At 43.0% G+C, this 12,745-nt stretch carries 11 protein-coding genes; 5 read left to right on the plus strand and 6 right to left on the minus strand.

The features are described from left to right. Window positions 1-9 precede the first annotated feature (9 nt). The 3 genes from lysA to HMPREF9969_RS06415 all read right to left on the minus strand — a co-directional run bounded on the left by lysA (window position 10) and on the right by HMPREF9969_RS06415 (window position 3,404). Complete coding sequence (gene lysA / locus HMPREF9969_RS06405) at window positions 10-1,167, minus strand: diaminopimelate decarboxylase (RefSeq protein WP_009435002.1); 1,158 nt, start codon at window positions 1,165-1,167, stop codon at window positions 10-12. A gap of 128 nt (window positions 1,168-1,295) precedes the next feature. Next, the gene (locus tag HMPREF9969_RS06410; RefSeq protein WP_009435032.1) at window positions 1,296-2,612 is read right to left on the minus strand and encodes an aspartate kinase; all 1,317 of its coding nucleotides are present in this window, start codon (window positions 2,610-2,612) and stop codon (window positions 1,296-1,298) included. A 45-nt stretch (window positions 2,613-2,657) separates the two neighbouring features. Continuing rightward, window positions 2,658-3,404, minus strand: coding sequence for a cell division ATP-binding protein FtsE (locus HMPREF9969_RS06415; RefSeq protein WP_009434993.1), 747 nt, complete (start codon window positions 3,402-3,404; stop codon window positions 2,658-2,660). Window positions 3,405-3,830: 426 nt separating this feature from the next. Between HMPREF9969_RS06415 and HMPREF9969_RS06420 the strand changes: the two genes are divergently transcribed. The 4 genes from HMPREF9969_RS06420 to HMPREF9969_RS06435 all read left to right on the plus strand — a co-directional run bounded on the left by HMPREF9969_RS06420 (window position 3,831) and on the right by HMPREF9969_RS06435 (window position 7,017). Next, on the plus strand, window positions 3,831-4,868 hold the full coding sequence (locus HMPREF9969_RS06420) for a hypothetical protein (RefSeq protein ID WP_036895296.1): 1,038 nt from the start codon (window positions 3,831-3,833) through the stop codon (window positions 4,866-4,868). A gap of 3 nt (window positions 4,869-4,871) precedes the next feature. Continuing rightward, complete coding sequence (locus HMPREF9969_RS06425; RefSeq protein ID WP_009434989.1) at window positions 4,872-5,612, plus strand: HAD family hydrolase; 741 nt, start codon at window positions 4,872-4,874, stop codon at window positions 5,610-5,612. A gap of 23 nt (window positions 5,613-5,635) precedes the next feature. Continuing rightward, a complete protein-coding gene (locus HMPREF9969_RS06430; RefSeq protein ID WP_009435052.1) occupies window positions 5,636-6,181 on the plus strand; it encodes a beta-class carbonic anhydrase in 546 nt (181 codons plus the stop codon). A gap of 161 nt (window positions 6,182-6,342) precedes the next feature. Further along, window positions 6,343-7,017 (plus strand): phosphatase PAP2 family protein, encoded by a 675-nt coding sequence (locus HMPREF9969_RS06435; RefSeq protein WP_036895297.1) that lies wholly within the window; start codon window positions 6,343-6,345, stop codon window positions 7,015-7,017. Window positions 7,018-7,050: 33 nt separating this feature from the next. Here the strand turns inward: HMPREF9969_RS06435 and HMPREF9969_RS06440 are convergent, their stop codons facing one another. Beyond that, on the minus strand, window positions 7,051-8,472 hold the full coding sequence (locus tag HMPREF9969_RS06440; protein WP_009435046.1) for a PepSY-associated TM helix domain-containing protein: 1,422 nt from the start codon (window positions 8,470-8,472) through the stop codon (window positions 7,051-7,053). A 159-nt stretch (window positions 8,473-8,631) separates the two neighbouring features. Here HMPREF9969_RS06440 and HMPREF9969_RS06445 point away from each other — a divergent pair, with 159 nt between their 5' ends. Next, window positions 8,632-9,063 carry a hypothetical protein gene (locus tag HMPREF9969_RS06445; protein WP_009435006.1) on the plus strand — a complete coding sequence of 144 codons (432 nt, stop codon included), beginning with the start codon at window positions 8,632-8,634 and terminating at the stop codon, window positions 9,061-9,063. Between the two features lie 409 nt (window positions 9,064-9,472). On the opposite strand, the gene HMPREF9969_RS06450 is transcribed toward HMPREF9969_RS06445, so the two are convergent. Both HMPREF9969_RS06450 and HMPREF9969_RS06455 read right to left on the minus strand, forming a co-directional pair. Beyond that, on the minus strand, window positions 9,473-11,974 hold the full coding sequence (locus HMPREF9969_RS06450) for a zinc-dependent metalloprotease (protein ID WP_036895299.1): 2,502 nt from the start codon (window positions 11,972-11,974) through the stop codon (window positions 9,473-9,475). A 75-nt stretch (window positions 11,975-12,049) separates the two neighbouring features. Beyond that, window positions 12,050-12,739 carry a peptidylprolyl isomerase gene (locus HMPREF9969_RS06455; RefSeq protein WP_009434995.1) on the minus strand — a complete coding sequence of 230 codons (690 nt, stop codon included), beginning with the start codon at window positions 12,737-12,739 and terminating at the stop codon, window positions 12,050-12,052. Between the last annotated feature and the right edge of the window lie 6 nt (window positions 12,740-12,745).

Here is a 12,745-nt window from a genome sequence, read left to right on the forward strand (position 1 = left end):
ATTGTTGTTTTAAAGTTCATCGGACATATATCCGATAGGTAGTTTTCTACAGTTATATTGTGAAGCCATGATTTCTCCATAAGCTCCTGACGACCTTATCGCTATGAGATCACCGCGATGTACCGTGTTAAGAGATACCCCTTTTGCAAAGACATCACTGGACTCACAGATGGGACCAACTACATCATACGACTGTAGTTCATCGGTATTTGACAGGTTTACTATTCGATGGTGTGCCTGATAGAGAGCCGGTCTTATCAAGTCCGTCATGCCAGCATCCACGATGGCAAACTGCTTACTTGTACCTTGTTTCACATAGAGTGTTCGTGTGATTAAAGAGCCCATTTGACCAACGACGGAACGCCCTAATTCGAAGTGAACCTTCTGTCCCTTGCGCAACTTGAGGTGCTTAGCAAAGGTCTTGAAGTATGATTGGAAGTCAGGGATCGGGTGCTCATCTGGCTCATTGTAATCTATCCCTAAGCCACCTCCAACATTAATATTCTCGACCTCAATACCACGTTCCTTGAGGTCGACTTGAATGGCATTGATGCGTTCACAAAGTGCTTGAAAGTCTCCCATCTCCATAATCTGCGAGCCTATATGAAAGTGCAAACCAATGAATTTGATATGCGTCATCTCCATTGCAGCAAGCACCGTTGAATGCATGTCCTGCATGGCTATTCCAAACTTATTCTCTGCCAGTCCTGTGGTGATATTAGCGTGTGTGTGTGCCCCTACATTTGGGTTAATTCGAAGGCAGACACTCGCTATCTTCCCTCGCTTCTGGGCTAGTTCATTAATGATTTCAAGCTCTTCCTTGCTCTCTACATTAAAGCAGAATATATTGTTATCAAGCCCTAAGTTAATCTCCCAATCGGCTTTTCCGACACCTGCAAAGACCATTTTATCTGCAGGAAAACCACTCTCCAAGCAGCGTTGAATCTCACCTCCACTAACACAATCTGCACCTATTCCCGTCTGACTAATTAGGTTAAGAACCTTCTTATTAGCGTTTGCTTTGATAGCATAATGTACTAAATAACCTTCGTACTTACCTGCTTCTTCTTGAATGACATGCAATGTCTTGCGTAGAAGATCGCAATCGTAATAGTAAAAGGGAGTCTCTATATTCCTGAATTTATCTGTTGGGAATGTTTCTTTCATTGCTTTTGTGTTATATTGAGAATGTGTTTCTTGCTGTAAGCAAGGTTGTGTCTATGTCGTTATAAAGTCCATATAGAGGGCAAATCAGCGATTATTCATATCCTTGATAAGCCCTCTATTGGATAAAGTTAATTGAAGAGAACGTTTGATAAGGATTGTAGGGCGCGCTTTTTGTCAGCCTCTTTTATAAGGAAGGAGATGTTATAATTACTTCCTCCATAGCTGATCATGCGTACCGGAATATCCTTCATTGCATCTGTCGCAAGCGTCTCGAAACCTACATTACTCCAATCGAGATCACCCACTACACATACTATGCACATATCAGAATCGACGCTTACTGTACCATACTTCTTCAACTCGTCAACTATTTCTGATAGGTGACTACAGTTCTCAATAGTCATAGATAAGCCCACTTCACTGGTCGTTATCATGTCAATGGAGGTCTGATAACTCTCAAAGATCTCAAACACTTTGCGTAGGAAACCAGATGCTCCTAGCATTCTACTAGACTTTATCTTGATGGCAGTTATATTATCTTTAGCAGCCACGGCCTTTATCTTACTCCTAACAAGAGTGTTGTTAATTATGGTGCCTTCAGCGTCTGGTTCCATCGTATTCTTCAGTCGAACGGGTATGCCGGAGTACTTTGCTGGCTGCACACATGTCGGGTGTAAGATCTTCGCACCGAAGTAAGCTAGCTCCGAAGCCTCCTCGAAGTTGAGTTGTCGAACAGCCTCCGTCTTATCTACCACACGTGGGTCATTATTGTGCATACCATCTATGTCTGTCCAAATTTGTATCTCTTCTGCATTGATAGCAGCACCTATCAGCGATGCTGTATAGTCCGAACCGCCACGCTGGAGATTATCTACTTCACCATAAGCATTGCGACAGATAAATCCTTGTGTGATGTAGATTTGATAGCCTTCATGCTCTTTCATGATAGCAGATAACTTCTCCTTGATATAAGGGAGATCGGGTTCTGCATTCTTATCAGTGCGCATGAAGTTGAGTGCAGAAAGTAATGTCGCTTTCACACCTTGCTCTTGTAGGTAGTTGACCACCATGTTTGTCGACAATACCTCACCCTGTGCAACGATGTTCTTCTCCTCAAATGAGGTGAAAAGACCCTTCGTGAAAGAGCGTAGATAATCGAATATCTCCGTTACGAACAGGCGTGTTTTCTGTTTGTATTCGTCGGTAGAGTAGAGTTCATCAATATGTCCGAAGTACTTTTGCTCAAGGTTATTAATCACCTCATTAGCCCCCTCTGGGTTCTTACGATATAAGTAATCGGAGATCTCAATCAGCGAGTTTGTGGTTCCACTCATGGCTGAGAGGACTATAAAAGTAGGTTCCCCTGACTTTGTTACTAATGAGGCAACACCCTTCATGCGCTCTGGTGAGCCAACAGATGTACCTCCGAATTTCATTACTTTCATGTTTCGTCTTATCTTTCTATTGTATGGTTGTGCCCCTTCCAGAGCCTAGTCGTTTTCTATGGGCTCGCCAATAGCTTCTATCGGAGCCGCCTCTTCGTTAAGTACCTGTACTTGGTTATTGTCTTCAAGTAGGCTTAATTCGCCGTTCTTACAGCAATATACCTTGCCAGGGAACTGACTCAAGAGGTTGATGTTATGCGTTGACATGATGACCGTCGTACCTGCCTGGCATGTAGCCTTCAGTATGCTAACAATGTTAGCGGCTGTTTCTGGGTCTAAATTACCCGTCGGCTCGTCTGCAATAATAATCTTTGGCTCATTGAGTAAGGCGCGTGCTATAGCAATACGTTGCTGTTCGCCACCTGATAACTCACTGGGCATATTATCCTTCTTGTCCATCATGTTCACCTGAGCTAACACCTCCTCAATACGTCGAGCAATCTTCTTTTTGTCAGTCCAACCCGTTGCCTGCAATACAAATCCTAGGTTCTTTGCAACCGTACGATCGTGTAGTAATTGGAAATCCTGGAATATGATACCCATCTGTCTACGCAAAGCTGGGATGCGACTGCGCTTTATGTCGAGTACAGACTCGCCCAATACGTGAGCTTTCTCAGCATCAGAAGTATCGATGTCAAGCTCTCCGTACATTGTTTTTAGCAGTGAGCTCTTACCCGAACCAACACGTCCAATAAGGTAAATAAACTCTCCTGCTTCTGCTTGGAAGTCCACATCCTTTAGGATCAGACGCTCATCTTGGTATATGTTTGCCTTCTTGTAGTCTATTAACATGATTATTCCTTGTGGTTTATTAATGTGGAATTTGTTGTTATACCCCCGTTAGAAGGGATGCAATAAGTTCTTGCAAAGGTAGTAAAAAACTTCTGATTCCTATCTTTATAATGGTGAAAATGTTATAAATATGAGGTTGAATGCATGAGAGCAAAGGCTCTGAAAGTCCCATCAAAGTTCTCCAAAAGGGGAGGAATAGCTAACATATACGAGTGATAGAACTATCGTTTGCTTTCCGTAATAGTCACATCTACAAAAGAAGAGAGGCTTTCTTCCATTTAAAGAGGGCGTTTCCTTGCCATGAAGAGAGGCTCTCTTCGCCACAAGGAGACGCCCTCTTCATGGGCTTACAAGGGCGAATAAGTTATGAATATGTTTTGAAGTCTACAATAAAAAACGTACTTTTGCAACTCAAACTATTTGATTATGAAACTGAAAATGATATTAATAGCTGCGTTGAGCGTGGCTGTAACGACTATTTATGGGCAAAACGCAATGCGCAGTCTGAGCCAGTGTGAACGTGTTGCATTCAGTGATTTCAAGTCTGTCCACCCCTTCGAATATATCAAGAAGGATAATAATTGGCAATTACTTTATATGCTCCGTACTCCTAACACAGCAAAAGGTCTGCGCAAGGCAGGGCTATCTTTTAATGATGAGCAGCTCTCTTACTTGCAAAAAGCAGGGATGATTAAGCAGGTGGAAGGCGACAAATGGCAGACAATATTGCCTATCTTTGATGTGGAACAAACCGCAGCCTTGCGCCAACTAAGTCGATTAATTGCTACGAACGTAATGGATAAGTCGGAAGCTGACTATCGACAACTTGTCACAGAATTAAGCAAGAGCAACTTTGCTGATAACGCTTTTAGCCTTGCTTTCTCTTATGTGCTTGATGGCTTGACATGGGATGCGATAGCCCCAGATAGATATAAACTCGATAATAAAGCAGACTGGAAAGGAATGGTGTGGGTGCTTTGTGAGCCACGAAAGAAAACTCAATTCGGCACCAATAGCTATGGACCTATCCAAGAGACATGGACAAGAACAAGTCTAAAAAACGCTCCGCAACACGCAGATTTAATGCCTTTAGCACAATGCCTACTTGACAACGAAGGGTTGAAGGATGCAACTATTATTGACCATTTAAAGCCTTATGGCATTGTTGATGAGACTGGGAAGTTGCAGATACCAGTAATTGATAGAGAGAAGCAAGACTCTGTTAATATTCTTTGTCACCGATTATCTGATAGCTTAACTTCAGCTGTTAAGGATAATATTACACGTGCTCAAGAGATTACAAAGATAGATGATAAGCGTACTTCAATCGTCCTTTTTCATGAAATAATGTGGGATACTATCGACTTACTACAGGCTCGCAACCTTGTAAAAGTCCCCGAAGTATTAACGAATGAGGCAGCTCCTAAGGAGCAGTTTCGCAATATTATGTTCGTAATAGAGTAGAAAATGAAGGATATATCACTGATTGCTTTCGATGCAGATGACACCCTGTGGGAGTGTCAAACTTACTTTGCTTCAGTGGAGAAGGAGTATTGCGACCTGTTGAAACACTATGCTCCTGTGGAAGAAGTATCGCAGGCTTTATTTGCAACCGAGACTGCCAACATGGAGTTGTTGGGCTATGGAAGTAAGGCGTTCATCCTCTCCTTGCTCGAAAATGCAACTCAGGTGAGTCATGGGAAACTGACATCTGCAGAGGTGACAGCTATTATCAAGATGGGAAAATCGCTCTTGCAACTACCAGGCAAACCGCTAGAAGGGGTTGTAACAACTATGGAGAAGTTGCGCAGATCAGGTCTATATCGACTTGTAGTATTCACTAAAGGCGAACTACTAGACCAAGAGAGCAAGTTCAATCGGTCGGGATTAAGAACCTACTTTGACGACTTTATCGTTGTGTCGGATAAGACTCCTAAGGCTTACGAAAGGCTCTGTGAGCAATTTGGAATTGGTATTGAAGAGCTCTTGATGGTAGGTAATTCGTTTAAATCTGACGTAGAACCAGTGTTAAAACTTGGTGGTTGGGCTGTCCATATACCCTTTCATACTATCTGGCAACATGAGGTTGTAGATGAATACGAGCACCCTCATCTCTTGAAAATGAGGTCGTTTAGTGAACTGGAAACGCTCATTAACGAACGAGAGCAGCGTTTGAAGGTAGATAGGTTGCAGCTAAGAAGTATATAAGAATTAACTTATTTAAATATAAAATGATAACATCCATCCTCGCATATAACAAGGAGTTTGTAGCCAACAAAGGCTATGAACCATTCGTAACAAGCGGTAAACCCGACTTAAAACTAGCTATTCTCAGTTGTATGGACACCCGTCTTACGGAGCTATTGCCTAAGGCGTTGGGGTTAAAGAATGGTGATGCAAAGATTATCAAAGTAGCTGGTGGAACCCTGCTGACGCCTTATGACTCTGTTATGCGCTCTTTGCTCGTGGCAATCTATGAGCTTGATTGTGAGGAAATCATGGTTATTCATCATTCTGGATGTGGTGCCTGTCACATGGAGGCAGACCACTTTTTGCACTTAATGCGCCAACATGGCATTACAGAAGACGCCCTTCAAGAGGCTGCTAAGCAAGTGAATCTACATCAATATCTTGATGGTTTTCATGATACAGAGGCTAGTGTGCGTCGAACGGTGGCGGGTATTCTGCTTCATCCACTCGTTCCGAAGGACATTGTTGTGCGTGGTTTCATCATCGATTCACGTACTGGTGAACTTACGGAAGTTGATTGTGAATAATCAAGGAAATACTTACGATGAAGGAAAACAAAGGTTTTTACCATGATAGAATATCAATATTTTTTATTACTTTTGCAGCCGAATAAGAAACCTAAAAACCTTTACTTCATGCAGTGCCAAGTATCTTGAAACTGCAAGTAAATCACTTTTCTACAATCAAAATGATAGAAGTTTTAATTGAAAACATCCTTAATTACGATCAACATGCACTGTTGGCTGTGAATAGCTTACACAATCCTTATTGGGACTTGTTTATGTTTTCGGTAAGTGGTAAGCTCATTTGGATACCATTATACGCTAGTATTCTCCTCCTTCTCTTACGTAACTTCAGTTACAAGGCAGTGCTGTTTAGCTTGTTGACTATCGGTGTGATGATGTTGATAACGGACACGTTAACGGCGCAATGGATACGTCCGATGATTGGACGAATGCGCCCCAGCAACCTTGATTGTCCCATTGGTCACCTAGTGCACACCGTTAATAACTATCGAGGTGGAGCCTATGGCTTCCCTTCCAATCACGCTGGTAATTGTTTTGGATTGGCTTTCTTCATCTGTTTCTTGCTTCGGAAACGATGGTTGTCGGTGTTTATGATAGGATGGGCAGCGGTAGTTTGCTATTCAAGAATGTACCTTGGCGTGCATTACCCAGGTGATATTCTTGGTGGAATAACCTTTGCTTTGATTGGTTCAGCACTCGTTTATCGCACCTTATTGTATATAGAAGGACCTTATCATCGCTGTCAGCTCAAAGGGACACTCATACCAGTTTGGGTGGGATTAGGTATCTTCGCTTATATTGCAATAGCCTCGTTTGTTATGTATTTGATGGCTTAGACCATTCGAGCAGATAGTTTGCTCGAATAGTCTTTATAGTTTCTTTCCAGATACCAAGACAATTACTAGAAGAATACCCATTACAAAGATGAAGGCAAAAGAGCCTATACTCCCCATGTAAATACGCCCCGTATGTACTTCTAATGCCGCATTCCAAAGTGACATGGGGCGGTCTTCTAGATGGGAAGGTTGGGCTGGGAAAGGTGTACCAGTGAAGTAATCAGCCCAGCAGAGATGCCCTTTAAAATCAGAACTATATCCCGAGATGGTTTGTCCTGTTGGTGCCGTACCTGGTACGAGGACTCCTGCATACAAGGAGGCATCGCATGGTTCTATATAATTTGTTTGTCTATTCCATCGGTAGAGACCATCAAACGAACCTACAAGCCACGTTCCAATCGACTCATGTTGCCATACATTTTGCCCCATCACACTAACAGGTGGAGCAGTGGTGAGGGCTTTCGGTTGACTAGTTAACGATGTCAAAGAATAGAAACCATCGGAGGTTGAAATCATCCAGTCGTGTTCCTGTTCGTCATAACGTATCATCCTTAACTTGTCATACCATGCGTTATCACTATTCAAGACGGTTCCTGGCAGTGGACGAGTGCTGTTGCTAGCTAGGAAAATAAGCAGCGGTGGACGCAATGCCCAGCCTGTTATTGCAATAAAGAGGGTGAGGAAGAAGGTGTAGATACCCACTTGTTTATGCCACTTAAACATCTTTACACTTCGAGGACGTGCCCACAACCAAATGCCAGTGACGCTTAGAAGGATGAGAACAAGGGCTATTGCATCCATAAACAGCTTTCCCCACGTACCAAATAAGCCTCCGCAATGCAAGAGCCAAAGCTGTTTAAAGAGGCTAACCTTGCCATCGTAACCTGCAGGAGCATGTAGTTGAAGGCGTTGGAAATGGTTATATGGGGCGGAGGAGAAGTATAGATAAGATCTACTAAGCACTACTAAGGTGTCACCACGCATACTTATATCCGATAAGAGTTCGTCATCATCTTCCTTAGGGAGGCTCACTTGCTGCCAAGTATTGTGTTCCTTCAATCGGTATAAGCCCATGATACCAGCGGCGAAGAGTTCTCCTTGTGGAGTTTGCACTACTCCCCTTATCTGTCGGTAGTCGGCTCCTGTGGGTAAACCGTTATTAAATTCATTAATAGAAGAGGCTGTACTATCAGTTAAGAAAAGTCCAGCAGCACCATAAATGAGCACTTTCTCGGTCTTTGATTGTTGGTCTTTATAACGTATTGTACCACGTAATAAGCCATTGTTCCAACGCTTGAAAGTATAAGAAGAAGGTAGGAATTTCCTACTAATAGACATACTTGCAAAGGTGCTGCGATGGTTGAGAATAATGCCAGAGAGGCTGAACATTATCACAAAAAAGCAAATGATTATTCCTAACCACTTATGGTACTTGTGCCAAGTCTTACGTTTCATTGATTACTATTGATTAGTGAGATGTAATTAAAAAGGATATCCTTTTACGTCTACAAACTTACTGAAAAAAACGCAATAATTAGCTTTTTCCATTACTAACATTGCTTGTTATGACTGAAAAAGTGTACTTTTGTGTTTGTTAATAAGCGTATATACTCGATGATAAAGACATTAACAGTAACCTCAATAATAGTTTCTTTGCTCTTTAGTGCTTGTGTACATGAACAGAAAGAGGCTAAACCTGCAGAGGTAAAGCAGTCCATTGACACATTAAAAGAGGGGAATGATAAAGGTAGTAAAGCCATTCAAGCAACGAATGTAAGCAACGCTGGCTTTAGAGAAGTTGGTGAGGTGAAAGTGAGAATCACTACTCCTTGCTTCGGTGTACGCAATGCTAACGACCTAGATATGCTCCCTCATCCTGATGAAGTGTCGCGTAAAGACTCTTCACTGATTGCTAAGCTCAATGCAGGAGAAGTCTTTCTCTTACAAACAGGAGAGCAAGGTATCAAGGAGACAGAGACCGATACGAAAGCACTCATCAGTTTCCAAGTGGGCGAACTATGGATATGGAAGTCGGCAATCAAGTAACAGCTTCATTGCTATTAATGGTTTACTATCTTATAAAACTATGTCTTCTTTAATTGAATAAACCGATACTGAAGCCTACATTATATAGATTGGGATGACCCGACCTGTTGGCAGATGAGAAGTCGCCGAAGGCTTTTACAAACCACGGGGAACAAATCTGTGACAGCTATAGAATCGTTAAATTAAATTTTAAAGTTCGATATTCTATAGGGGAGTAGCAGATGGGTTGGAGTGTAAAGAGGCTGTGTCTCGTTAGTGACGAGCAAAAGACTGCAAACAAAGAAACGCCTCCTTCATATAGAAGAGGGCGTTTCCTTGATGTGAGAAGAGGCTCTCTTTAATGCAAAGAGATGCTCTCTTTATTTTGTTCGGAACATTCCCTCCAGGGGAGGGGAGTGAAGGGATTTTCTTACTTCACGCTATTCTGCCGTTCACGAATTAGTTTTATCTGGCGCAGAATATCGTTGTAATGCAGGAGGTTAAGGTCAGTACTGCTAGCAGCCTGTGCCTTGCAATACTTCTCAATAGTATCAAGCTGCTGTCCAAGATACAATGATATATCTGACGGACGGGCGCGGTCTAATTCGACAGACTTGTCTTTCTCCACTTGATTTAGGAATGCATCGAGCTGCTTGATATAGGTACGCTCCAACAGACGACGTGTACGAACTTTCACGTCATTAGTCGATGTCAAGGGTTGCCAAACAGCCTTGAATACATCGTTCAAATAGTCCTTGACCTGATAAGCACCAGCCGCAAATTGATCCTTGTAAATCTTATCTATCAACGAACCATTCAACAATACCTTCAAAACTCGCCCTTGTTGTGCAGAGATTTCATCGACAGCATTTACACCTGACACATCTGTCATCGTTGACGGATAGAGCCAGACTGGAGCGTCGAAGAGCTGTCGGGAGAGATAGTCAACAGCGTCTCTTCCCTTTTGTGCAGGTGCCACCTCGTAAGGTTTCTGCCCTGGCATGTTATTGATGTATCGCCCTCCAACATTCTTAAGAACGTGGTTTGTGTATCGATTAAACTGACTGATAACACTCTTCCACATCTCTATTCTGTCCTCGTATCTATCGTTAGTTTGATGTGTCCATGTCGGTAAGGCGACAATGATTCGTTTGAGATTCTTGATGCCATAATCGCTCGCTTTCACATTGTCATCACCCAAGTCTTCAGTCTGCGCACGTGGGTCTTCGTTCTTACCCTCGCCTCCGAACCATAGGCGTGGATTGGTTGCTAAGACCTTAGAAGTCTCTGTTAACAACCCTTCCTTCTCGGCTATCTCATCCTTAAACTCAGGTCTGTACTGATAGCCCCAGCGTATTGCCCACTTGTCATAGTCGTTTATTCGTGGGAAAAGTCCACGTTCGGAGATATTGTCCTCGGGCTGAGCTACATAATTGAAACGGGCATAGTCCATGATACTTGCAGTGTGCCCGTGCTCTTCAACCCACTTCTTATCACGCAACTTCTCTACTGGTGTAGCATGACTAGCACCCATGTTATGACGCAAACCCAGCGTGTGTCCAACCTCATGACTCGATACGAAGCGTATTAACTCGCCCATGAGTTGATCATCCATGTGCATTGTCTGTGCTCGTTTATCAAGTGGTCCGCACTGCGTCATGTACCACTTTGTCAAGAGATTCATCACATTGTGATACCAACAAATGTGACTTTCGATGATCTCCCCACTACGTGGATCGACTATGCGAGGGCCGTATGCGTTCTCAATCTCAGCTGGTAAGTATCGTAAGACATTGTAACGTGCATCGTCAACACTCATAGTTGAATCATCTTCTGGCCAATCCTTTGCTTGAATAGCATGCTTAAAACCAGCTGCTTCAAAGGCTACATTCCAATCCTCAATACCCTGTTTTAGATAAGAAACCCACTTCTTTGGCGTTGCAGGATCTATATAGAATACAATGGGCTTAATAGGTTCCGTGAGTTTGCCTTTGGCGTAGGCTTTCTTGTCTTTAGGCTCTAAACGGAAGCGAGAAATGAACTGTTCGCGGTCGGCGCGAGTCTGTTCATCACTGAAGATAGTATATCGATTGGTGAAGTAACCAACCCTTTCATCCCATATACGCTTGCGCATTGGAGTTTGAGGAAGTAGTACAATACTAGTGTTCAGACCAACAGTCAAGGCTCCAGTAGATGATGCAGGAGCAGAAGAAGGAGTACTGCTATAGGTGCGTGTTGTAGCTATTTCGACATTGATAGGATAGACTTTCATTGTATCAATAAAGGTTCTATCAGACTGCAATGAACCGATTTTCAGTTGTTTAGCAGCGTCCTGTGGAATACTCACAACACCATTATCTTTGAGGAAGAGAGGGGTTACCTCAATGAGTTGCGCATTGTTTTTCTTATTGCGACCAAGCACTTTGAACGATGCAATGATAGGGTCAGCAGTGGAGGCTTTAAGCGTACGGGAGATGCGACTCTCAGGGTCTGCTTCTTGTGAAAGAACGTACGCACGAAGGTTAATCGTGTTGTTGTTGCGTTGCTCGAAATAGAGTGTCTTCTGGTTAATAGCCTCTCCCGAGAACTTACCGAAGTTCTGTGGTACAGCGGTGAAACGCGTTACAGCCAATAGATAACGACCTAGTATGGAGTCTGGAAGTTCGTAGTACCACTTGTCTTCAATATGCCTTATCGTGAAGAGACCATCGTTAACACTACCGCCTTTCTTTATTAGTTGTTCGTAAGAAGAGGGCTTCTCCTTATCATTGGTAGCTTTCTGACTCTCCTTATCATTGGTTTTTGCCGTTGTAGACTGCTCGTTAGTAGAGTCATTAACAGCATAGAATATGTACCTGCTATTGGCTAAGCCTGTACCAGAACCTAGCATTAAAGCAACCAAGCAACCTGTAAGTTTCTTATTAATCATGATTTTCTCGTTTACACCTTATTATATATATAGGTAATAGAAAGGTGTGAATAACAACCTTTCCATTACATCATCACTTTACTTCAAAACAATAGCCTTGCGAATACGAAGGTCTACTTTGGGACGGTCATTATCGTCTACTGGCTGCCGTTGTATGCGTTCAACAACATCTAAACCATCGATTACCTGCCCGAAAACAGTGTATTGTCCATCGAGGTGAGGAGAGCCTCCCTCGGTCTTATATAACTGACGAACTTCAGGCGACATCTTCACTGTTCCACCTGTATGAGCATCTAGTCTCTCTTGTGCCCAATCGAGTTGTTTATCCGTAAAACGTATACCCCAAACAATATAGAACTGCGTAGATGACGACTTACGTTGTGGGTTTACATCATCGCTTTCACGCGCTGCAGCGACTGCACCTCGGCGGTGCAACAACTCGGGATAATGTATCTCTGCAGGTAGAGAATAGCGTTCGGGAGTATCGCCAAGAGCCTGTCCTGGCTTTGCATTCTTCGATCCCATGTCGCCAGTCTGTACCATGAAATCCTTGATAACACGATGGAATAATACCCCATCATAGGCTCCGCTCCGTACCAACTTGAGGAAGTTATCACGGTGCAAGGGCGTCTCGTTATAGAGTTGAATGCGGATGTTTCCACTGTCAGTCTCTAACAATACCTCGTGAAGAGGCGCACTTTTTCTCTCTTGAGCGTGGCTAGTCATCATAGAGGTAGCCATCAGCAGTAATAATAATAGCTTTTTCATATGTTC

The organism is Prevotella sp. oral taxon 306 str. F0472 (assembly GCF_000257925.1).
GTDB classification, from domain to species: Bacteria; Bacteroidota; Bacteroidia; order Bacteroidales; family Bacteroidaceae; genus Prevotella; species Prevotella vespertina.

Coding starts and splice junctions, on each gene's coding strand:
- HMPREF9969_RS06435 (WP_036895297.1), top strand. CDS start 6,343: ATGATAGAAGTTTTAATTGAAAACATCCTTAATTACGATCAACATGCA.
- HMPREF9969_RS06420 (WP_036895296.1), top strand. CDS start 3,831: ATGAAACTGAAAATGATATTAATAGCTGCGTTGAGCGTGGCTGTAACG.
- HMPREF9969_RS06425 (WP_009434989.1), top strand. CDS start 4,872: ATGAAGGATATATCACTGATTGCTTTCGATGCAGATGACACCCTGTGG.
- HMPREF9969_RS06455 (WP_009434995.1), bottom strand. CDS start 12,739: ATGAAAAAGCTATTATTATTACTGCTGATGGCTACCTCTATGATGACT.
- HMPREF9969_RS06445 (WP_009435006.1), top strand. CDS start 8,632: ATGATAAAGACATTAACAGTAACCTCAATAATAGTTTCTTTGCTCTTT.
- HMPREF9969_RS06440 (WP_009435046.1), bottom strand. CDS start 8,472: ATGAAACGTAAGACTTGGCACAAGTACCATAAGTGGTTAGGAATAATC.
- lysA (WP_009435002.1), bottom strand. CDS start 1,167: ATGAAAGAAACATTCCCAACAGATAAATTCAGGAATATAGAGACTCCC.
- HMPREF9969_RS06430 (WP_009435052.1), top strand. CDS start 5,636: ATGATAACATCCATCCTCGCATATAACAAGGAGTTTGTAGCCAACAAA.
- HMPREF9969_RS06410 (WP_009435032.1), bottom strand. CDS start 2,612: ATGAAAGTAATGAAATTCGGAGGTACATCTGTTGGCTCACCAGAGCGC.
- HMPREF9969_RS06415 (WP_009434993.1), bottom strand. CDS start 3,404: ATGTTAATAGACTACAAGAAGGCAAACATATACCAAGATGAGCGTCTG.